This window comes from Anaerohalosphaera lusitana (assembly GCF_002007645.1).
GTDB classification, from domain to species: Bacteria; Planctomycetota; Phycisphaerae; order Sedimentisphaerales; family Anaerohalosphaeraceae; genus Anaerohalosphaera; species Anaerohalosphaera lusitana.
This window is the reverse complement of sequence record NZ_CP019791.1, coordinates 3,712,260-3,733,003: the sequence shown is the minus strand read 5'-3', so window position 1 is coordinate 3,733,003 and position 20,744 is coordinate 3,712,260. Positions and strand designations below refer to the sequence as shown.

The 20,744-nt window shown below is 51.8% G+C and carries 17 protein-coding genes; 10 read left to right on the top strand and 7 right to left on the bottom strand.

Annotation, left to right across the window (positions count from 1 at the left end):
* Positions 1–507: 507 nt before the first annotated feature.
* Positions 508–3,093: an NPCBM/NEW2 domain-containing protein gene (locus tag STSP2_RS15070; RefSeq protein WP_169853260.1), complete on the bottom strand. Its 2,586-nt coding sequence runs from the start codon at positions 3,091–3,093 to the stop codon at positions 508–510.
* A gap of 288 nt (positions 3,094–3,381) precedes the next feature.
* Here STSP2_RS15070 and STSP2_RS15065 point away from each other — a divergent pair, with 288 nt between their 5' ends.
* From STSP2_RS15065 to STSP2_RS15045, 5 genes are all read left to right on the top strand, one after another.
* A complete protein-coding gene (locus tag STSP2_RS15065) occupies positions 3,382–3,918 on the top strand; it encodes a YeeE/YedE thiosulfate transporter family protein (protein WP_146663556.1) in 537 nt (178 codons plus the stop codon).
* A gap of 4 nt (positions 3,919–3,922) precedes the next feature.
* On the top strand, positions 3,923–4,642 hold the full coding sequence (locus STSP2_RS15060) for a DUF6691 family protein (RefSeq protein ID WP_146663555.1): 720 nt from the start codon (positions 3,923–3,925) through the stop codon (positions 4,640–4,642).
* Between the two features lie 158 nt (positions 4,643–4,800).
* Complete coding sequence (locus STSP2_RS15055) at positions 4,801–6,327, top strand: ATP-binding protein (RefSeq protein ID WP_169853259.1); 1,527 nt, start codon at positions 4,801–4,803, stop codon at positions 6,325–6,327.
* Between the two features lie 236 nt (positions 6,328–6,563).
* Entirely contained in the window at positions 6,564–6,839 is a 276-nt protein-coding gene (locus tag STSP2_RS15050; protein ID WP_146663553.1) for a hypothetical protein, read from the top strand.
* A 28-nt stretch (positions 6,840–6,867) separates the two neighbouring features.
* A complete protein-coding gene (locus tag STSP2_RS15045; protein ID WP_146663552.1) occupies positions 6,868–7,329 on the top strand; it encodes an aminoacyl-tRNA deacylase in 462 nt (153 codons plus the stop codon).
* Positions 7,330–7,337: 8 nt separating this feature from the next.
* On the opposite strand, the gene STSP2_RS15040 is transcribed toward STSP2_RS15045, so the two are convergent.
* Complete coding sequence (locus STSP2_RS15040; RefSeq protein ID WP_146663551.1) at positions 7,338–8,186, bottom strand: hypothetical protein; 849 nt, start codon at positions 8,184–8,186, stop codon at positions 7,338–7,340.
* Positions 8,187–8,656: 470 nt separating this feature from the next.
* Between STSP2_RS15040 and STSP2_RS15035 the strand changes: the two genes are divergently transcribed.
* Together STSP2_RS15035 and STSP2_RS15030 are read left to right on the top strand one after the other, a co-directional pair.
* Positions 8,657–10,360: a PAS domain-containing sensor histidine kinase gene (locus tag STSP2_RS15035; RefSeq protein WP_169853258.1), complete on the top strand. Its 1,704-nt coding sequence runs from the start codon at positions 8,657–8,659 to the stop codon at positions 10,358–10,360.
* A gap of 160 nt (positions 10,361–10,520) precedes the next feature.
* Positions 10,521–12,293: a sensor histidine kinase gene (locus STSP2_RS15030; protein ID WP_146663549.1), complete on the top strand. Its 1,773-nt coding sequence runs from the start codon at positions 10,521–10,523 to the stop codon at positions 12,291–12,293.
* A gap of 29 nt (positions 12,294–12,322) precedes the next feature.
* Here STSP2_RS15030 and STSP2_RS15025 read toward each other — a convergent pair whose 3' ends face one another.
* A complete protein-coding gene (locus STSP2_RS15025) occupies positions 12,323–12,784 on the bottom strand; it encodes a GAF domain-containing protein (protein WP_146663548.1) in 462 nt (153 codons plus the stop codon).
* Between the two features lie 332 nt (positions 12,785–13,116).
* Here STSP2_RS15025 and STSP2_RS15020 point away from each other — a divergent pair, with 332 nt between their 5' ends.
* Positions 13,117–13,743 carry a PEP-CTERM sorting domain-containing protein gene (locus STSP2_RS15020; RefSeq protein ID WP_146663547.1) on the top strand — a complete coding sequence of 209 codons (627 nt, stop codon included), beginning with the start codon at positions 13,117–13,119 and terminating at the stop codon, positions 13,741–13,743.
* Between the two features lie 87 nt (positions 13,744–13,830).
* Here the strand turns inward: STSP2_RS15020 and STSP2_RS15015 are convergent, their stop codons facing one another.
* Together STSP2_RS15015 and STSP2_RS15010 are read right to left on the bottom strand one after the other, a co-directional pair.
* Complete coding sequence (locus STSP2_RS15015) at positions 13,831–14,919, bottom strand: pyridoxal-phosphate-dependent aminotransferase family protein (RefSeq protein ID WP_146663546.1); 1,089 nt, start codon at positions 14,917–14,919, stop codon at positions 13,831–13,833.
* Between the two features lie 47 nt (positions 14,920–14,966).
* Positions 14,967–16,274, bottom strand: coding sequence for a DUF1015 domain-containing protein (locus STSP2_RS15010; RefSeq protein ID WP_146663545.1), 1,308 nt, complete (start codon positions 16,272–16,274; stop codon positions 14,967–14,969).
* A 305-nt stretch (positions 16,275–16,579) separates the two neighbouring features.
* Between STSP2_RS15010 and mltA the strand changes: the two genes are divergently transcribed.
* Complete coding sequence (gene mltA, locus STSP2_RS15005) at positions 16,580–17,887, top strand: murein transglycosylase A (RefSeq protein WP_169853257.1); 1,308 nt, start codon at positions 16,580–16,582, stop codon at positions 17,885–17,887.
* Positions 17,888–18,006: 119 nt separating this feature from the next.
* On the opposite strand, the gene STSP2_RS15000 is transcribed toward mltA, so the two are convergent.
* A complete protein-coding gene (locus tag STSP2_RS15000) occupies positions 18,007–18,672 on the bottom strand; it encodes a CsgG/HfaB family protein (protein ID WP_146663543.1) in 666 nt (221 codons plus the stop codon).
* A gap of 122 nt (positions 18,673–18,794) precedes the next feature.
* The gene (locus STSP2_RS14995; protein WP_146663542.1) at positions 18,795–19,808 is read right to left on the bottom strand and encodes a hypothetical protein; all 1,014 of its coding nucleotides are present in this window, start codon (positions 19,806–19,808) and stop codon (positions 18,795–18,797) included.
* A gap of 300 nt (positions 19,809–20,108) precedes the next feature.
* On the opposite strand from STSP2_RS14995, the gene STSP2_RS14990 reads away from it, so the two are divergent.
* Positions 20,109–20,429: a hypothetical protein gene (locus tag STSP2_RS14990; RefSeq protein ID WP_146663541.1), complete on the top strand. Its 321-nt coding sequence runs from the start codon at positions 20,109–20,111 to the stop codon at positions 20,427–20,429.
* Positions 20,430–20,744: the final 315 nt, after the last annotated feature.

Here is a 20,744-nt window from a genome sequence, read left to right as displayed (position 1 = left end):
TTTAGGAGGGTTTTTGAATCGTTACGAATTTCGTATTCCGGCGTGATGCATGGTGACTATTTTGTCTTTGATGGGCACAATTCATTTCGCCAGATTACGATTAATGTTCGTCAGCGGCCGGAGCTTTTTATTTAATTTCTTCAGGGTGATCTATCTTCATTCGCTCAACAGGGCCAATTTATGGGGATTGGCTCATGCTGATTCGACTGCCGGTAAGGTATGCATCGACATTTGGGGGTGGATTTCTTAAGGTTGAGTGGTGATTTTCGGCGCAAAAGAAAGGTTGCCGCAGAATAATGAGCAGCACCAAGTTGGCCGCCGCAGAATTTAACAGCCACGCCTCCGACGAACTTTCCGCTGGGTCCATTCTTGGCGAGCTGTGAAATTATGCGGCTGGGGACCTGGTAAACAGGAGGAAGTACCTTGAATGTTTCTGTTGAGCGATATTCGTGATGTTCAAAAGAAAGGCCCGCTGTTGACGGGCCTTTGTTGTCGGTTGCATGGATGTTATTTTTGCTGTTTTATTAGTCGGTCGTATTCGGCGTCGGTTGCGAAGCGGACGGAGGTGAGCTCGGTTGCGCGTTTGCCGTCCCATTTGACGGGTACGGCGGTGAACATCCACTTCCAGCTTGTGCCGCCGTGAGGGACCTTCAGGAATATCTTGTTCCAGCCTTTGCGGAGCTTGATCTTTGTGGGTTCGCGGTATATATAGCCTTCGTCGGTGAAGGGGATCTCCTTGGTGTTGCGCGCGAGCCCGGGGTTGTTCCATTCGGGCGGGTCGATGGGTTCGTCGTTGAGCCAGATCTTCGGGTCGGTGGTATGCCACTGGCCCAGTTGTGCGAAGGGTCCGCCGCGACGGCCGCCTGAGCGGGAGTAGTCATGGAAGCCGATCCACATGTGTGCGTCCTGGGCGTGGTCGCTTTTTATAAAGCCGAGGGCGTAGACGGTGCCTTTGTCGGCGGAGGTTATGTATGAGGGGAAGCCGAAGTGGTGTCTGAGGAAGACGGTGCCGCCGGTTGCGGGGCGCCAGTTGTAGGTTTCGTTTCCGAAGGTGTAGTCGGGCTGAATGGAGTCTTCGGGCGGGAAGGATGAGTCGAAGTCGCCCTGGTGGTCGAAGGGGCCTGCGATGCGCCAGCGGATGTCGGTCTGTTTGACGTAGGGGAAGGGCATGTCGGTGAAGTATTTGTCGCGGTGGGCGAGCATGTCGGATTCGAATTGGGCAAATTCGTCGAAGACGTCTGTGTGGGGTGCGGGGAGCTTTGCCCAGAGGTCGTAGCGGTTATGTTGTGCGCCGCGCCAGATGCGGTCTGCGTAAGCGAGCATGGCGGGGAAGACGGGGGATTGGCGGTAAATGTTGATCTGTTTGCCTACGTTGTTGTCGGGCCAGTGGCAGAGTATGCCGCCGAGTGCGAGGTCGGTGCTTTGGGGTACACGGCAGGGCTGCTGGAAGAATGCGCGGACGGGGCCCATGAGCGGGTCCATGTGGTTGACGTAGTTTGCCTGTGAGTCGATGTAGCGGACGCCGGGGACGGGCTTGGGGCCTCGGCTCCAGAGCTGGGTAATGACTTTTTTGTCGGGGAGGTGACCTGGCCGCCAGACTACTATGTCCTTGTCGTGTTTGCGGATGAAGTCTACCATTGTGGGCATGAAGTCGGGGTTGCTGATGTGGACCTCGTCGGAGCCGATGTGGATGATGGGCAGGTCGATGTGGTCGAAGAATTCGTCAAGGATGTTTTTGAGGATCTCGGTACCTTTTTCGGACTGCATGTCGACGCCGAAGGTTTCGTTGAAGTATGTGCTGTGGCCGGGCATGTCTATTTCGGGGATGACGAGGATGTGGCGGTCGCGGCAGTAGTTGATGATCTCGTTGAGCTGGTCATAGGTGTAGAATTTGCCCGGCTGACGGGTGGCGCGGTAGTTGGCGGGGTCGTTGAGCTCTGGGTATTTTATGGATTCGATGCGGAAGCCGGGGTAGTCGGTCAGGTGCATGTGGAAGACGTTGAACTTGTACTGGGCGAGCAGGTCGATCTGTTTTTTGAGCAGGTCGGGCGACTGGTAGTTGCGGCCGAGGTCGTGCATGAGGCCGCGGTATTTGAATGCGGGCCAGTCGGTTATTTTGCATGTGGGGATATAGGGCTGATCGCCGTCGGTTTTGACGAGCTGGAGGAGGGTCTGCGTGCCGTGGTATAGGCCCTGTGCGTTTGGCGCGGTGACAGTTGCGCCTTTGTCGGTGACGGTGATAGAGTATGCCTGGTCCGCGTTTACGGGGGCTTTGGAGATTTCGTCTATATGAAGGCGTATCTGGTTCGGCAGTATGAGGTAATTGGGCCTGCCTATGAAAAACCCCTTTGTACGGTCTATTCCGTGGGGTTGAAGTTCGGCGATGAGAAAACTTAAAACGTTTTCCAGGTTCTTTGAGTTGTAATCGGTGTTGTTTATTGAAACTCTTGTCGAGTCGATCAGATTGAATCTTTTGCCGGTCCATTCGACTTTTTGCGGGTAGGGGATCAGTGCTGCGGGGGCGTTGGCGCGGTTGGTCGGTGAGACGGGGCGGGGGAGTTGCGAGATGGGGATGATCCGGGGTTTTTGGCCTGTGTAGGTTATTTTTGCGTTGGCGAGGTCTGCGTGGTCCTGGCCGTTGCCGTCGCCAGCGTCGGTGACTTCGAGGATAAGGTAGCGGAGGTTTGTGAGGTCGACGGTGAATTCGCGGGGTTTGTCGCCAGCGGTCATGACGGGTGTTTCGTTGAGTGTTTTGTCGGGTGTGGAGGCTTTGAATGTGACTGAGCCTCTGTTGGGGCCGAGTTCGTCGTCGACGCCTACCTGGGCGGTGAAAGATTTTGCGGTTTTGTGCAGTTCGAGGACGATGGTGGCGGGGGCGTGGGTGCCTATGCCGCGTTTGAAGGCGTTGCCGGATATGGAGATGGGGTTGCCGTCGACGGATCTGTTTGTCTGCGGGGAGCCCCAGCCCTGGGTGATGTTTTCGATCTGCAGTTCATCGAGGTAGACTTCGGCGGCGAAGGTGGTGGATGTGCAGCAGGCGAGGACGCAGAGAAGCAGGAAGTAAAGGGCTGATCTGTAAACGTTAGTTCTCATTTGGGGCTCCTGATGAAATATGTAGGACATATGTTTCTGCTATTAAAAAACAACTTCTCTTTATTTGCAAATGTTTTTTAATTGCTCAGTTATCGAATAAATTGCGTGCGGACTGCGAGTTCCAGTCAGTAAATCAGCAGTCTTGGGTGTTAGAGGATATTTATTCTTGACAGTGTTTGATAGGGTGAGATAATCGGTAAAGTGTTTGGGGGTTAAAATTGATATAGCGTATTGTCATCTGTGGTTTCCAATCAAATTTCATTTTTGGAAAAATAAAAGGAGGCGTTTATGTCGGAGTTAGAGGTAAGACGGGCACCGCTTGTGTGGTGGATCGGGGGTATCTTGCTTGGGCTGACGCAGATACTTGCGGTGGCGCTGGAGAAGCCTTTGGGGGTGAGCACGCAGTTCGTGGTTGCGGACAGCAAGGTAATGCACAAGGTTGCGCCGGAATATGCACAGGAGCATGAGCTTATAAGCCATGAGAAGTATCAGAAGTTCGGGTATGGTTGGTGGCTGGACATCGGGCTGATCGTAGGGGCGTTTGTAGCGGCTGTTGCGATTGGGCGGTGGAGGCCCAGGTTTACTACTGTATGGTGGAGGGCGACGCTGAATCGAGGGATATTAAGTCGGCTCGTGACAGGGTTTTTCGGAGGTTTTTTCATTCTGCTTGGAGCCCGTATCGCTCATGGTTGTACGAGCGGGCAGTTTGCAAGCGGATGGGCCCAGCTTTCGCTGTCGGTGATACCATTTACGATCGCGATGTTCGTGTTCGGCGTGTTTACTGCGCATCTTGTATATCCCGGGGTACCGAAGATAGAGAGGTAGAGGAATGGATATTAATGTTGACTGGACAGGTTTTGTAGTTGGTGCGTTGTTCGGTGCGTCGCTGATCCTTTCGGGGCTGGCGAATCCGGACAAGATAATAGGAACATTGAGGCTGAAGGATTTTCATGCTCTTCGTGTGATCGTGGTGTTTATTCTCGTGGGCATGCTGGGCGTGTGGATACTTGATCTGGCTGGATGGGCGAATTTCAATGTCAAGCCAGCGGCGATGCTGGGCAACGGTGTCGGCGGGGCGCTGCTGGGGATCGGCTTCGGCATGACGGGGTACTGTCCGGGGACGGGGCTTGCGTGTGCGGCTGCTGGCAGGATCGATGCAATTTTTACTGTAATCGGTATGCTGGTCGGTGCGTATTTCTTTATTTTGGCTTACCCGGCGTTTCTGTATCTCGACTCGATGTGGAATTTTGGAGAGATGACCATCTTGGAGTACACGGGTGTCAGCCGAGCGATACTGACGTTGAGTATAGTTGCGGTTGGCGGTGTGCTGCTGGTGGTGACCGCGCCGAGAAGGAAGGTTGAGCCTGAGGAAGCACGTCCGGCGGAAGTTGGAGAGGCAAGGCGGCCGTTGGAAGAGCAGCACAGCCGAGCGGTGGAGATGCGTGGAAGCGAGGAGAAGCTGAAGAAGGAGGGTGAGGCCGAAGAGGATGAGGCGGTGCCCGAGCAGGAGCGGGGAGCGGATGACGAGAGTGAGGGTGACCGAGGCTGAGGCTTGTGGTGGGTTTAATGTGTGAAGTTCAGTGAAGAGTTGTGAACAAGAGTGACCGGTAAGTGGGTGCCGGTGTTGGTGGACCGCAAAGCTGAAGCGGGTGCAGTGAGCTTTTGCCGGTTTGTCAGAGACAATGTGATGTGGAAAGGTTTTGCGGAATGGTGGAAAAACGTGTGGTTATAGTAGAGGGGGTGAATTCTGAGGCAAGAGATCTGGCAGAGGTATTAAACAGGCTTGGATATACGGTTGCGGATGTGGTTCGCGGTGGTGGAGACGTAGCGGAAAGGCTGAGGGATATTGAATCAGATGTGATGGTAGCCGATGCCCAGTTTAATGACGGTGCGCGGGCGTATGAGGTGCTGGGGGATTGGTGCGCGCGGGAGGGGATGCCCGCTGTTTATGTGTTCGATGAAAAGAGTCAGAATCGACCGGTGCCGGAGGATATGGGCGTTTGCTACACATTGTATGTGCCGTTCGGGGATCAGGAACTGCAGCACGGAATCGAGGCGGCGGTTTACCGGATGAGGTCGGCAAAGCAGCTCGAGGAGAGTGAGGCGAGGTTTCGATTGTTTTATGAGAATTCGCCTGTCGCGTATCAGTCGCTGGATGCTGAGGGGCGTATACTGGAGGTTAATCCGGCGTGGCTGGAGATGCTTGGTTACGAGCGGTCGGAGGTGCTGGGCAGGAGTATTAAGGAATTTCTGATGGAGAGTTCGAGCGAGGGTTTTGATGGTATGTTCAAAGACTTTAAGGAGTCGGGGAAGCTGCGTGGACATAGTGTTTGCATGGTTTGTTCAGATGGAAGGAAAAGGTTTATTGAGGCAGACGGCAATATCTGCCATGATGAGAACGGGCGGTTTGTTCAGACGCATTGTGTTATGCGGGATGTGACGGAGGCGAGGGTGGCAGAAGAGGAGAAGGAGAGGTGCCTTAAGCTGCTGGAGCAAAAGAATAAGGAGCTGGAGCAGATCATACATATTGCATCGCACGATCTGCGGTCGCCTCTGGTGACGATACGCGGGTTCGGTATGGAGCTGGCAGATGCTTGTGAGCGAATTGGTGAGTTGCTGAAAGACGTCGAACTGGGACAGGAAAAGGAAAAAGATCTTCAGGAACTGCTCGGTGCGGAGGTGCCGGAATCGCTGAAGTTTATCTCGGCCGGTACGGATAAGATGGATTCGCTGATCAGTTCGCTGCTGAGACTTGCCAGGATAGGTACGGCGGCGTTGGATATTCAGCCGTTGGACATGAATATGCTTGTTACGAATATAAAGCACAGTATGGAATTTCAGATCCAGGAAAAGGAAGTGGATGTGATCGTCGAAGAAGGTTTACCTGGGTGTATGGGGGATCCGACGCAGATCAGTCAGGTTTTTTCCAATTTGATGGGTAATGCCGTGAAGTATCTGGATGGTTCGCGTAAGGGCGTTATTCGGGTTAGCGGCGAGCGCAAGGGGGACTGGTCGGAATATTGTGTTGAGGATAATGGGGGCGGTATCGAGCAGGATCAGCTTGACAGGATTTTTGAGATGTTTTACAGGCTTGACCCGGACGGTTCGGAGGGTGAGGGGCTTGGCCTTACTATTGTGCGGCGTATCGTGAGCGGGCATGAGGGCAGGATATGGGTAGATTCTGAGGTTGGTAAGGGGAGCAAGTTTTTTGTTGCGCTGCCGGCTGCGGACTGATGTGATATGGGTGGGAAGATGTGCGAAGTCGGTTTTTTTTGGGTTCTCAAAAACGGGCTGGGGGTTATAATTGATTTTAGAAGCCAGTTATGGATGAGTGCGGTTTGCGGACAGCGCAGGGATGGATGTGTGATTTGAAATGTTGCTGTGCGGGACAGACTTATGCTGGCGGCATACGTATGGTATTATGATAGTCATGCGTTTGGTAAGAGGTATGAGGAAATATCGGGGGCTTTATGAGTGTTTTTGTTGCAATGAGCCGACTTGGGGAGCATTTGCATTTTGATGATGTGCGTCACTATGTGGATGACCATCGGGATTTTTTGACTTCCAGGCATTTGTGGCATATGGTCAGGGTGGTGCTGCTTGCGGCTATTATTTTGCTGTTTTTGATATTCAGTCGAAGAGCAAAGGGAGATTTCGAAACATATTCAACAATTTTGAGCTGTTTTGAAACAGCTTCTACAAATACGGTTTGTGAGTTGAGTGAGGCAGGTAATTCGGGGCGGTAAAAAGAGGTACTAAAGAAAGGAGGAAGTTATGCAACTGATGGACTATCTGGACAAGATCCATGCAAAGTATGAGGTGAAACAGCACAGGCCGACGTTTACGGCACAGGAGATGGCAGCGGAGGAGCATGTGCCGGGGATACATGTAGCTAAGCCTGTGGTGATAAAGGCGGATGAGAGCTACTATATGTGCGTGCTGCCGGCGAGCTACAAGATCGACTTTGATATGCTGAAGCGTCAGTTGGGTGCCGAGAGCCTGGAGCTGGCTGAGGAAGGCGAGATGGCCAAGATGTTCGGTGACTGCGCATTGGGGGCCGAGCCGCCTTTCGGCAACTTGTATGGGTTGACGACCTTTGTCGATGAGACGCTTGCCGAGGAGGACTATATCGTCTTCCAGGGCGGGACCCATGAGAACGCGATCAGGATGGAGATGTCGGAGTATAAACGTTTGGCAAAGCCAACGGTTATGAGCTTCAGTTATCCGTCGCAATAGAGTTTTGTTCAGCGTTTATGAGATCGGGAAGTGCGGCCGGCAGGGACGTTTTTGAGACTTTTCATGCAGGTGCGAACCATATTGAGCGGAGCGCCGGGTGCGATCGCATGCCATGCCTCCAGCTCGTAAAGGGTGGGGTGTGCTGTTTGGTATTTCCCGATTTGATTTTGGGGGCATGAGGGCAGTTTCAGGGGGTTCGGGTCCGGAGTGAGAGAGATCACGTTGACGGTGAATCTGTGCAGTCGATAGCTTTGTAATATTTGCTGTATTTTCATGCAGACAATAGAGGTGGGTTGACTGTTTGCGCTTGAAATGTCGGTCAGGTGTATGATTTTTATCGGTTGGCGGATGTGGGCGGCTCTGCGTGCGAAGTGCCAGTATGTGGTGTGGGTGAAAATCTCCGGAGAAGCGATGAGCGGGATGTTGTTTTGCTGTGCGAAATGGCTGAACAGGTAACCTGCGGATGTGTTTTCTGCCCATATTTCGACGTGATATGGGCCGGAGGCAGAATTAGGGTTTTTGTGCTGGGGTATTAGTTTGAGATATGGGGACGGTTCGATTATTGAGTTGGGCGGAAGCAGGTGCAGGAGTCGGGCGTAGTCGAGCGAGGCTGAGAGTGTTTGTAGTGCTGAGACGGTGTTGGTGTATGGTCGGCCGTCGGGCAGTTGGAAGCTGTCGAGGGTGAGGGCGTAATAATGGAGTACCTTGGGGGTTTGGGGTGTGATCTTTTTGCGGCTGAGGAAAAGTCTGGATGCCCAGATCGCGGCTCTTGTTTGGTCTTTAGTTAGTGAAAGTGGTTTGTGGTGGTTGGTAAGTGTTGCGTTTTTTGTACTGAATGCCTGCTGTGCGGAACTCATTCAATCCCCCTGAAGAAATACCCGATGCCGGGTGGACACGGTCACAGCGCACCGCTGCCAGTTTAGGCAAGTCCGGCGATCGGGCATATTACTACGAGTCGTTTTTTGCTGTGATTCGTCCAGACAGAGCCTAACAAATATCGGATGGACAGGGAAGTTTTCAAGTTTGGCCGGTGACAGGTATGTGGCACATGCAAAGCAGAAATACACATTGCAGGGATTTGAGATTTTATTTGCGGTCGTCAGGGACCGAAGGGTGGTGTTTTAGGTATTAAGATGAAAACGCGCAAACCCTAGAAATTCCATAGGATTTTGCGGTCTTTGTTTGTGCTGCAGTAGTATAGATATGTGAATGGCTTGCAGCATGGGGTTGTAAGAACGGTTTGACAATGTGGTTTTTTGATGGGGGTACTATGAGTGCTCCGAATAAAATTTTAATATATTCAATCGTGATCGGTTTGGGTTTTTGGGTGTTTGATGCGTTTGTCGATTCTATTGTTTTTGAGGGTGTTACTTTTGTTGACATGCTTTTTACGCAGGTGCCGGGCCATGAGATATATGTGCGTCTGGTTGTGCTTTTTGTGTCGGTTTTTTCGGGTATTCTTGTCTCCAGGTTTCTCAGGCAACGTGATAAGAGCGAAGGAAACGTGAGAGCGGCGCTTAATTCGATCGGTGATGGTGTAATTGTTACGGATGTCTCGGGAAGGGTTGTTAGAATGAATCCTGCTGCTGAGATACTGACGGGTTTTAAGCAGGAAGCTGTCAAAGGTCAGCTTGTCAGGGACGTATTCAAAACAAAAGATGCTGAGAGCGGTGAGGCAGTTGGGAACCCGGTCGAAAAGGTGATAGCGACGGGTGAAGCGGTTGAATGGAGCAACGATAAGGTGCTCGTAAGTCACGATGGAGTAGAGCATCAGATAGCTGATTCGGCGGCACCGGTTCGATGGGAAGGAAGCGATACTTTCGGTGTGGTGTTGTCATTTCGCGATCTTACGGAATCCAAACAGATGCACGAGAAGATAAGGGTTACCGAGGATCAATTAGAGAAAGTCATGGATGTTGTGCCTGATCTGATCTCGCTACAGGACAGTGAAATGAATGTTGTGTACAGCAACTGGAAGGGAGTCCGCGATATTGATAAGGAAAAACGAAATGAACTTGATAAGTGTTACGGCGTTTATCGGAATTGCAAGGAGATGTGTCCGGACTGTCCTGTGAGGAAGATCGCCAAAACGGAAAAGCCGTGGCAGGTGGAGAGTGAGCTGCCCGACGGGACGTGGCTGGACATCAGGGTAATGCCTGTGCTCGATCCAAATGGGCAAGAGAGCTACTTCGTGGAATGGGTGAGAGACATAACCGACCGCAAGAGGGATGAGCAAATTCGTGATAAGCTGCTGCAGGAGCTGGAGCTCAAGAACGAAGAGCTGGAGAGCCTGATATATGTTGCAAGCCACGATCTGCGTTCGCCTCTGGTCAATATTCACGGATTCAGTCATGAATTGCAGGCGAGCGTGGAACAGTTGAAAGAAACAGTTGAAAACGCTGAGGGGTTATCCGAGGCTCAATTGAAGAGCAAGGTTCGCGAGGTTGTCGGCGGCGGGGTGTTCGAGAGTCTTCAATTCATAGTTGCAAGTGCCGAGAAGATGGACGTGCTTCTTAAAGGCCTGCTGAGTCTCTCCCGTGTTGGTCGTGTTGAGTTGAAGATCGAAGATGTTGATATGAACGGGTTGATCACAAAGGTTGTTGACGGGCTTGCATATCAGTTGCAGGATGCCGGTATCGACTTGAAAGTCGGATCGCTTCCGTCATGCATGGGGGATTACGGACAGTTGATCCAGGTGTTTACTAATCTGATTGATAATGCGATCAAATATCGCGAGTCTGCCAGGGAAAGCTGTGAGATCGAGGTAGGGGGTGAGCTGGATGGTGGCCGTTGTGTTTATTATGTGAGCGACAATGGCGTGGGTATACATGAGGATTATCAGGCGAAGATCTTCGAGGTCTTCCACAGGCTGGAGCCTGACGGACCGGTGCCGGGCGAGGGAATAGGACTGGCGACGGTAAAGCGGATAATCAGCAGGCTCGGGGGCAAGCTCTGGATTGAGTCGGAAGAGGGGAAGGGCTGCTGTTTCTGTGTTTCCCTGCCGGCGGCAAGTGAATCGATCCAGGGTTAAGCACTCCGACCTGTAAAGTCAGCATAAGAAGCAGTTAAAATGTTTTTTTAGTTTGAAGTGTTGGGATCGTGACTTTATTATGTTACAGCGTTGTGCTGGCAGTGTAAGCGGTTTTTTGTCTTGGTGATGGGCGGGGGAGTTTTTATTCGGGAGCTTTCTTTTGAGTACTCCAAAAAAAGTTTTTCTGCTTTCAGTTCTCGGCGGGTTAGGTTTTTGGGTGTTCGACAGTGTTGTTGATCTGCTTATCTTTGAAGATCTGAGTTTTCTGCAGATATTCATTTCTGATGTGCCCGGGCACGAAATATACGTTAGAATTTTCGTACTGATGATATCATGTCTGTACGGTTTGATCGTCGCCAGGCTTGTCTATGCCAGGGAAGAGAACGAGGAGAACACACGTGCGACTCTCAACTCCATAGGAGATGCAGTGATCGCGACCGATGCGCAAGGGTGTGTGGTGCGAATGAATCCTATCGCCGAGTCGCTGACCGGCTGGAAGCTGGGTGAGGCGAAGGGCAGGCCTTTGCAGGAAGTTTTTCATATTATCAATGCGAAAAGCAGGGAGGTTTGCAAGAATCCTGTCGAAAAAGTTCTGGCGACGGGGCAGATCGTGGGGCTTGCGAATCACACAGCGCTGATAGCCAAGGACGGGAGGGAGTATCAGATCGCGGATTCGGCTGCGCCTGTGGTGTTGAGTGACGGCAAGACTGCGGGGGTTGTGCTTGTTTTTCGTGATGTTACGGAGGAGTATGAGATCAGAGAAAAGCTGGCTGTGAGCGAAAAGCGATTCAGGGAGCTTTTCGAAAATTCGATAAATGCGTATGCACTGCACGAAATAGTTCTGGACGATAAGGGCGAGCCCGTTGATTACGTTTTCCTGGAGGTCAACAAGTCGTTTGAGCGACTGACCGGTCTTGTCGGTGCGGAAACAATCGGCAAGCGGGTGACTGAAGTTGTGCCGGGAGTTGAGAACGGTCCGTTCATAAGGCGATTCGGGCAAGTTGCGATGACCGGTGAGCCGACGCGGTTCGAGGAATATGATCCCAATCTCGGGCGATGGTTTGACATCGCTGCGTATTGCCCGCAAAAAGGTCAGTTTGTGGCTGTGTTTACGGATATCACAGTCCGTAAGCAAGCGGAACAGGCGCGCGAGGAGCTTGTTCGTGAGCTGGAGATGAAGAACGAAGAGCTGGAGAGCCTGGTCTATGTGGCCAGTCATGATCTGAGATCGCCTCTTGTGAATATCAGCGGTTTCAGTCATGAGCTGGAGCGGACTGTCGAAGAGCTGGATGAGAAGCTGAATGATATTGGTGGGCCTGAAGAGTTTAATGCCCAATCAATCGATGATATTCATAAACTTCTGCGTGAAGATGCTAAAGAGAGTGTGGGATACATAACGGGCGGTGTGGAGCAGATGGATATGCTGCTGAAGGGTCTGTTGAGACTGTCGAGGGTTGGACGAACCGAGCTCAAGATAGAAAATGTGAACATGAACGGTCTACTGGGAGAGGTGGCTGAGGGGGTGGCATACCTTGTGCAGGAGAACGATGTGCGGCTGACGGTTGGTGAGGTGCCCGGCTGCCGTGGAGACCATGTTCAGTTGAGCCAGGTGTTTACGAATCTTATCGATAATGCGATCAAGTACAGGGATCGCGACGGCAAGAGATGCGAGATAGAGATAAGCGGTGAGGTTCAGGACGGGGGATGCTTGTATAAAGTTTGTGACAACGGGATCGGGATACAGAGGGAGCATCAGCAGAAAATATTCGAGCTGTTCCACAGGCTCGAGCCTGGGGGGCTGGTTGAAGGGCAGGGGTTGGGTTTGACGATAGTGAGGAGGGTGATAAACCGGCTGGGCGGCAGGGTTTGGCTGGAATCTGAGCCAGGTGAGGGGACGTGCTTTTATATCGAACTGCCTGCCAGTGTTATCTGAGTTGCTGTGTAAATGGGGGAGCAGCGGTTTCAGCGGGTCAGCAGGGCGGTGATATTTTCAAGTCCGGCGGCATCTGTTTCATCGAAGGTGTCGAAGTCGGTGCTGTCTATGTCAAGAACTGCGTAGATATTGCCGTTTTTATCTTTGCAGGGGACGACGATCTCGGATTTGGAGCGTGAGTCGCAAGCGATGTGGCCGGGGAATTCATGGACGTTGGGTACAACGACGGGTTCGCGTGAGTTTACGCCCGCCCAGCAGACGCCTTTGTCTTTTTCGAGGATCTGGCAAGCCAGGGGGCCCTGGTATGGGCCGACTGTGAGTTGGCCGTCGATGAGGCGGTAGAATCCTGTCCAGAAAAAGGACTTGAATTTGTGGTGCAGCAGTGCGGCTGTGGTGGCCATTCGAGCGGTCGTATCGGGGGTTTGGCTTAGAAGGTCCGACAGTTGGGAGTGGATTCGTTCATATCGCCTGGATTTTGCGTCAGAATTCATTATTACTTACCCGTCTTTTGTAGTGGACGTAATTGAGAGCCTCTTTTATTGCTACAATCGTCACATATGTATTATTGAGTACTATTTGGCCATTCATCTGAGATCTTAGCAGAAAAATGCACTAATTCAGTCCGACTCATGGTGCTGGTCGACGTATAGGGTAGAAAGGAATATAACAGAGTGCATAGAAAAAACAAGTTTTCTGCTCTTTGAAAAAATAACGGTTTGGATGAATTGATTTTGTTTCCTATGTTTTCCATGAAGCCTTGGGCCGTCGTTAAAAGTTCCAAGGCCGTCTTTAAATGGAAATCAATTGATCAGAGGAGAGCATTATGAAAAGGTTAACGTTGATTTTAATAGGTCTTGCTGTTCTGCCGTGGGGGCAGGCGGCTGGGGGTGTGATATTCGAGGTTAATCCATTCACGGACAATGGGGCCTATAACGACAGCGAACAGCTTACCCTGCTGGTGGACGTTTCAGAGCCCACTGCCGGTATGGTAAGGTTTGAGTTCCGCAATGACAGTACGGCAGCATCCAGTTCCATAGCCGGAGTATACTTCGATGACGGTCTGGCGGCGCTTGGTGCTCCAGTTATAGACAACGGTTCAGGAGTTGATTTCTGGCACGGCGCAAGTCCTCCACAGCTTGGCGGAGGTCTTGCATTCAACACGACTTACAGTGCCGGACCTATGCGCCGGCCTCCACATGATGGAGTGAATTCGGGTGAGCATGTCGGATTCAATTTCACAACTGCTCCATGGGTTGACTTTGACGATATCGTTTCGGCAATGAATGATCAGACCCTTCGTGTCGGTGCCCATGTGATCGCGCTGCCTGACGGGTCGAGCGAATGGGCGGTCAATACGCCCGACAGTGTTCCGGTTCCAGAGCCTGCTACGATTGCACTGCTTGTAACGGGTGGACTGTTCGTTGCTGCCGGCAGGAAGAAAACAGCATAGACCGGAGTGGAGAGAATTACCTGGCAATAAGAAAGGCCTGCGGTATGAGATAGCCGCAGGCCTTTTCGCATTTCCTAGGGGGCTGGTTTACTTGATCTCTTCGTCGATCCAGCCGAGCAGTTCCTTGAGGTCGGCCATGTTGATGTCGCCCATGTGAGCGATTCGGAAGGTCTCATTCTTGAGCTTGCCGTAGCCGTTACCGAAGACTGTGTTGTGCTTTTCCTGCAGAGCGTTGTTTACGGCGGCGACGTCGATGCCTTTTGTGTTCTTGATCGTGGTGAGGGTGTCCGAGACATATTCTTCGGGTGCGAAGAGGGCGAAATTCTCTTTTGCCCATGCTCGGACGAAGTCGCCCATTTCCTTGTGACGCTTCCATACGTTTTCCATGCCCTCATCGAGCAGCTTGGTGCACTGGTAGTGCAGAGCCATGATGTGGGGGATTGCAGGCGTGGTAGGCGTCTGGTGTTTTTCGGCTCTTTTTGCGAATTCGAGGAAGTCGAAGTAGTAGCCGCGGTTGGGGACCTCTTTGGCTTTTTCGAGAGCTCTGTCGCTGACTGCTGCTACGGTGAGTCCCGGCGGGATGGCCCAGGCTTTTTGCACCGATGCGAATACTACGTCCCATCCGAGCTTGTCGAAGTGGATGGGCAGGCCGACCATGCCGGAAACTGCGTCGACAAAGACGAGGACGTCCGGGTATTTTTCGCGGAGCATTTCGCTGATCTCATAGACAGGGTTAGCTACGCCTGTGCTTGTTTCGTTGTAGACCATCGTTACGGCAGTGTAGTTGCCGGATGCGAGTTTTTCGTCGACCATTTCAGGTGTGATGGCCTGGCCCCAGTCTACCTTGAGCTCGTCGGCTTCACGGCCGCAGGAACGGGTGATCGAAGCGAATTTATCCGAGAACGCACCGCACATTGTGCAGAGGACCTTTTCGTCCATCTGTACGCAGTTGCGTATGGAAGCTTCCCAGATGCCTGAAGCTGATGAAGAACTGAGGAAGATGTTCTGGTCGGTATAGAGAATCTTTTTGAGCATGTCCACTGTCTCTTTGTGCAGTTGGACGTACTCTTTGAGCCTGTGGCCCAGGGTCGGTCGGGCGAGCTGCTGCAGCACGTCCTCATCGACCTTTACGGGGCCGGGGATGAACAGTCTTGGAGGATTTTTCCAATCGGTCATTTGCTAAACTCCTCTTAATAAAATTGGTAATAAGTACCTTTGCATTTTTACAGTTTGTTGATCACGAGGCCGGTAAAGACCTTGGGATGGAAGAACGTTGATTTCTGCGGCATTTTTTCGCCGGCCATTGCAACGGCGTTGACCTGTTCGATGCGCGTGGGGTTCATGAAGAATACGACCTGGCTTTGGCCGGAGTCAACAGCGTCGATCGAGCGTTCGATGGCGTCGCCTATGTCTTTGATGTACTTGAGGTTGCTCTGTTTTGCCAATGCTGCGTCGTCGATGCCCATTGCGCGATCGAGGATGAGGTTATGCAATACGTTGACGTCGAGCTTTTTGGCTGCGTCGCTCATGTCGGCGAAGTCGTTCATGGATGCGAAGTCTTTGAGGGTGACGACGTAGAATGATCCTGATGCTGCATAGATGCCAAGCGCTGCCTTTTCGTTTTCGAAAGCCTTATTCATCTGCTCGAACATCTTTTTGCGTGCGAGCTGTTTTGCTTCGTCGCTGTTGAAGTTGAACTGAACGACGGCAAAGTCGTCTTTGAGCTGCTCGACCAGCTTTTCGACATCAAATTCGGGCATGTTCATGACGAGTCTGTGAGTAGGCTGGATGACGAGGCCTTCATTGTGCATGTTGACGAATGTCATCATGCGGTACTGTGCGTCGGGGTTCTGGGTTTCTTTCCAGTAGTTGAGGGCCGTTTCGTAGCGGTGGTGTCCGTCCGCGATGATAGCCTGTTTGTCGCCCATCATGTTCTTGACGGCTTCGACATCGGCTGGGTCATCAATGGCGAACAGTTTGTGGACTACATTCATGTCATCGGTGAACGAAAGCAGGGGAGCGCCCTGGGCGGCTTTTTCCATGATCTTGTCGGCGACTTTTTCAGGGTCGTTGAAGAGCATGAAGATCTGTCCGAACTGGGCTGCGGTTGCCCGCATGAGGTTTAGGCGGTCGGCTTTGGGACCGTCGAGAGTTTTTTCGTGAGCTTTCACGCCGGAGCCGAAATCTTCGATTTTGCCGAGGGCGACAAAGCCGCTTCGAGTTTGCTGCTGGCCGTTGATCTCGAAATCCTGGACGTAGGCGTAGATGGTATCTTTTTCATCCTGCTTGAGAGCCTGTTCTTGCTGGGCATCTTTGAGGAACTCGGCTGCGCGGGTGTACTGGTTATTGTCCGATGAATCTTCGGATGATTTTTTGCCCTGAATTACGCGTACGATATTGTAAGGATTGGCGTCATACAATGCCTGCTGCATGTCTTCGTCGATGACGTCATAGGGCGGTGAGATGCAGCTTCCGGCATCACCTACGACATCGGGGTTGAATCGCAGTCCCTTGAAGGCTTTGATCTCCATACGTTTGACCTTTCGTGATACAAGTTGATAAACCAGTTAACTCCACGCTTCCCGCTGACTTTGGGCCAGCAAATGAGGCTGGCATGATATACTAAAAAGATTGTGGTTTCAAAGGTAATTCGGGCAAAAAGAGAGGCCAGAGCGGAATCATAAAGGGTGCTTAGAACTCCAGTCGAGCGGAGGGGGAGATAACAGGTGATGCATTTTTTGAAATGACATACAAAAACAGGGAGAATTTTGTTATTATGCCCGATATGTAAGTGTAAGTGTAAGTGATAAATGTGTGTAACTATATGGAGATAATGATGAGGCGTAAGGGATTACTTGTTGTGTTGGCGTTGATGGGTTTGCTGTTTGCGGGTTGTCAGCAGGATCAGGTTGTTGAGGAAGACGAGAAGGATTACGAAAAACCGCTGCCGCCGGGACAGTTGGCGCTGAGAAAGATCACGGATCCGAGTCAGATTCCGGATTTCACAATTGCAGCGTGTGATACGAGCAATCTTCGGTCGGCGATCAAGAACAGTCTTAATTACATGGCAAAGCCTTCGAGTCAGCAGTTCTTTCCGTATGGTGACATTTCGCATCGTAAAGTAGTGGCGAGTCTGCAGGAATTCGTGAACATGCTCGACAGCGGGTTGTCTGGCAGGGAGCTGGCGGCGGCGATCAAGCGGAAGTATGATGTTTATATTTCGGTTGGTTGTGACAATATGGGGACGGTGCTGTTTACAGGTTATTACACGCCGATATTTGATGGTTCGATGAAACGGACGGCGCGTTTTAAGTATCCGCTGTATTCTAAGCCTGACGATCTGGTGAAGGGGGCCAATGGTGAGATACTCGGTCGGCGAACGGCGAACGGGAGCATTGTTGATTATCCTTCGCGGACGGATATCGAGGCGTCGGATATGCTGGAGGGCAATGAGCTTGTGTGGTTGAGCGATCCGTTCGAGGTCTATATCGCACACGTGCAGGGCTCTGCGAAGATCCGTCTGCCTGACGGGAAGCTGATCACGGTCGGGTACGCGGCGACAAACGGACACAAGTATCAGAGCGTTTCGAAACAGATGCTCAAGAACAGTGCGATCCCGGCGGACAAGATGAGTCTCAAGGCGATGATCGATTATTTCAAGGTGCACCCGGAGGAGGTTGACGATTATGTGAGCCAGAATCCGCGTTTTGTTTTCTTCCAGATAAGCAGGGGCGCGCCGCGGGGGAGCCTGAATGAGCCCGTTACGCCGTGGAGGACGATAGCGACCGACAAGTCGGTATATCCGAGGGCGTCGCTGGTGTTTATGTCTTCGAAGATGCCGCGTTCGATCGGCGGTCGGACGGTGACGAGCAATTATACCGGGTTCGTGCTGGACCAGGATACGGGCGGAGCGATCAGGGCTCCGGGCAGGTGCGATGTTTATCTGGGACAGGGCGAGGAGGCCGGTCGGCTTGCTGGTCAGGTCTATCACGAGGGGAAACTTTATTATCTGTTCCTGAAGCCTGAGCATATGCCTTCGAATGTATTTGCTTCGCCTGATGATAGCAGTGGGGCAGGGACGGGCGGAAGCTCAAATACATGGAGATCACGTTCTCAGTCTCAGCAGCGAGAGGAATGGGAGTAGTCTTGGCTGGCGAAACTGTTGGAACTGTTTTTAGTGCATAACAAAAGGCTGTGAGTTTTGCGACTCACAGCCTTTTTTCTATCGGAAGTTTTGTGCTTATGGCCTGGGTGGGGTGAAATTTAGAACCAGCCCTTCTTTTCGGGTTTGGTCATCAGGGAGGGCAGGGATTCGCACATTTTGTCGATTATCTCTTTGGCCTTTTTCTCTTTCTGTGGCGTCATCTGGTTTGCGACCACTCCGCCAAGTACGCCGCCTGCGATGCCGCCAACCGCTTCGTCGTCTTCGCCTGAGACGGCGATGCCTGCTGCTGCACCTGCTGCTGCGCCGCCGAGGGTTGTGAGGAATTCGCCGACTTTGCCCTCACCTGTTGCGAGCCAGAGGATGCTGCCGTCCTCGACGTCGACCATCTTGGCTGAGATCGCGATGTTGTCCTTGAACTCCGGGATGTTCACTATGATAACCGCGGGGACGTTGAGAATTCGGCCTGCCTGGGCGGCGTTGGTGTTGCTGGTAAGGCCTGAGGCCTGGAACTCGTGCTCTTCGAGCAGTTTCTCTACTTCGGCACGTTCGACGGGTGCGTAACCTTTCTGGAGCAGCTCGGCGATGAAGTAGTCGCTGATCTGGTTTTTGGCGGCTGCGCCGGCGATCCTGCCTTCTACGCTGATGACCGCGACGGTGTCTACGGTGGAGAAGTCGTATCCCTGGCGTGAATAGCCTTCGCCGGAAGAACAGCCGGCTGATGCGATGATGACGAGAGATAAAAGTATGATTGTTATAGACCGCATTTGTTATGCCTCCAAAAAAGATAATAATGAGGGCTTGATTATACCCGGCTTGTGTTGCGTAAAGCAAGTTTTTGTTGAGTTCACAAGGCAGTACGCGTTTTGCAGTGATTGGGTTACTTATTCTATCGCGGCAACTGGGTGGAATTTTCAGTCGGGGCGGTGAAGTAGTATGCGATGGTTCGTTTTATCTGGTCGGCCATTGGTGATTGAGGGGCGGCCTGGAGGGCGCGGTTGAGGCTGTCGAGCTGGCCCTGCGGGTTTTCGAGGTGGAACTGTGCCTGTGAGCGTGCGTAGTAGAGCTGCTGAAGGAGCGGGCCGTCGGGTCTGAGTTCGCGGATGGTTGTGTCGATTATGGTTTTTGCGAGCTTATAGTCGCGTGTTTCGATGGCTCGGTATGCTTTTTCGAGCTGGCGTGGGACGGCGTATTTGTTTCTCAGGCCAAGTGAGTTGTCCTTGTCGGCAGTTATGATAAAGTCGATCTTTTCGTTATGGAAATTGCGTGCGAGAGCGGGGTTGGTCATGGAGAGGGCTCGGTCGAGGAGTTTGGCTTTCTTAGTTGCGGAATCTTCATCTTCGGCCTTTTCGAACAGGTCGACCATTTCATTTTTCTTTTTTTTCAGCTCGAGGAGGTGCTGCAGATACTTTTCGGGGGTGGCTGTTTTGGGGATGAAGCCGGTGACCTGGTAGGGGGTTCCATCGGGCGAGGTTATGAAAAGGGTCGGGAGATTATCGACCTTGTATTTGTTTGTCAGGACGTAGAGCTGCTCGGAGAGGTATTCGTTGAGCTTGGCGTTCGGTGGGCAGTCTATGTTGAGCATTGTGAAACTGCGTGAGGCCTTTTCGTAGAAATCTTCCTTATAAAGGACCTTTGCTGTGAGGAGTGCGGCCGGCTGGGTTATTTTCGCCCCGGTAAATGCGATGAGCAGGTCCTTTTTTTGCCTTTTGGCCTTGCTGATGGCCTGCTTGTAATTGTCGGGCCAAGTGACCTCTTTTTTTATCCTTGCACCAGCGAGGCGGCGGGCAGGCGCAGCGGTAATCACAACCTTCTGACCTTTTTCAGTTTCTTCGGCGAAGGCAGAAGATATAAGTGCTGCTGCTAAAAGCGTTTGTATTAATATTTGTTTTGGCTTGCTCATCTTTTCAAGGCCTGCGAGCTTAGGTTTTTGAGAAAAAGTACTTCTATTACTGCAGGATACAAATCAGCGGGGTGGGTCGCAAGTTTAATGTTTGCGATAAATCGGCAAAATCGGCGACCAGTTTTTAAAGCCTTTTGGGTGCAGTTGGCTCGAAGAAAAATTTTTTGTTTTGTGAAAAATGCGGCGAATAAGTATTGACGTAGGTAGTAGGATTTTTGATAATTACTATAAGTCGCACTGATATTGCGGCACGGTTATAAAATAGAGTTCAGATAAACTAATTGATCGGGATGATGTAAAATGGATTCAGTAGAAGTGATTCGGGCAGATAACGGTAACGCGGGTAACATTTGCGGAACATGTGTCAAGGGCGGCGAATGTGCGCTGAAGGTCAAGCCTGACAAACCCATGATCGAATGTGAGGAGTTTGACACGGGCGCTTCGGCGGAGTTTAACAACAGTGAATCGGGCAAGCTGTCGAGCGAGCCCATGAAAGTCGGAGCCGTGCAGGGTCAGCTCAAGGGTATCTGTGCGGACTGCAGTAATCGCGATGTATGCGTTCGGGCGGCTCATACGGGCGGTATCTGGGATTGTGATGACTATATGGAAGTGAACGGCTAGTTCAGGGGTTTTGAACAGGCTTTCGGCTGGCCGGGTAGTCTAACATTGCTTTTGGTCCCTTGCGGGGTATCAGAAGCGGTTCCAATACTCAGATTTGTCTTCCGGCGGCCCTTTTTCCGTTCGGCTGCGTTGTGCAAAACCGTCAATACACCCTTTAGGGTGATAAATAACGCGATGAAAGTCTAATATGGCCGACAAGTCAACGCACACGCAATGGCTGACATCAGTGCCAGCCATTAATGCGTTATAGCTATGGCCGGTTTTACACGCCTTGCCGAGCCGAAAAAATTGCTCGCCGGCAAGCCAAAAGCAGTT

What these genes read in the sequence shown, in the direction of transcription:
- STSP2_RS15070 (WP_169853260.1), bottom strand. Translation starts at nt 3,093, where the DNA reads ATGAGAACTAACGTTTACAGATCAGCCCTTTACTTCCTGCTTCTCTGC.
- STSP2_RS15065 (WP_146663556.1), top strand. Translation starts at nt 3,382, where the DNA reads ATGTCGGAGTTAGAGGTAAGACGGGCACCGCTTGTGTGGTGGATCGGG.
- STSP2_RS15060 (WP_146663555.1), top strand. Translation starts at nt 3,923, where the DNA reads ATGGATATTAATGTTGACTGGACAGGTTTTGTAGTTGGTGCGTTGTTC.
- STSP2_RS15055 (WP_169853259.1), top strand. Translation starts at nt 4,801, where the DNA reads ATGGTGGAAAAACGTGTGGTTATAGTAGAGGGGGTGAATTCTGAGGCA.
- STSP2_RS15050 (WP_146663553.1), top strand. Translation starts at nt 6,564, where the DNA reads ATGAGTGTTTTTGTTGCAATGAGCCGACTTGGGGAGCATTTGCATTTT.
- STSP2_RS15045 (WP_146663552.1), top strand. Translation starts at nt 6,868, where the DNA reads ATGCAACTGATGGACTATCTGGACAAGATCCATGCAAAGTATGAGGTG.
- STSP2_RS15040 (WP_146663551.1), bottom strand. Translation starts at nt 8,186, where the DNA reads ATGAGTTCCGCACAGCAGGCATTCAGTACAAAAAACGCAACACTTACC.
- STSP2_RS15025 (WP_146663548.1), bottom strand. Translation starts at nt 12,784, where the DNA reads ATGAATTCTGACGCAAAATCCAGGCGATATGAACGAATCCACTCCCAA.
- STSP2_RS15020 (WP_146663547.1), top strand. Translation starts at nt 13,117, where the DNA reads ATGAAAAGGTTAACGTTGATTTTAATAGGTCTTGCTGTTCTGCCGTGG.
- STSP2_RS15015 (WP_146663546.1), bottom strand. Translation starts at nt 14,919, where the DNA reads ATGACCGATTGGAAAAATCCTCCAAGACTGTTCATCCCCGGCCCCGTA.
- STSP2_RS15010 (WP_146663545.1), bottom strand. Translation starts at nt 16,274, where the DNA reads ATGGAGATCAAAGCCTTCAAGGGACTGCGATTCAACCCCGATGTCGTA.
- mltA (WP_169853257.1), top strand. Translation starts at nt 16,580, where the DNA reads ATGAGGCGTAAGGGATTACTTGTTGTGTTGGCGTTGATGGGTTTGCTG.
- STSP2_RS15000 (WP_146663543.1), bottom strand. Translation starts at nt 18,672, where the DNA reads ATGCGGTCTATAACAATCATACTTTTATCTCTCGTCATCATCGCATCA.
- STSP2_RS14995 (WP_146663542.1), bottom strand. Translation starts at nt 19,808, where the DNA reads ATGAGCAAGCCAAAACAAATATTAATACAAACGCTTTTAGCAGCAGCA.
- STSP2_RS14990 (WP_146663541.1), top strand. Translation starts at nt 20,109, where the DNA reads ATGGATTCAGTAGAAGTGATTCGGGCAGATAACGGTAACGCGGGTAAC.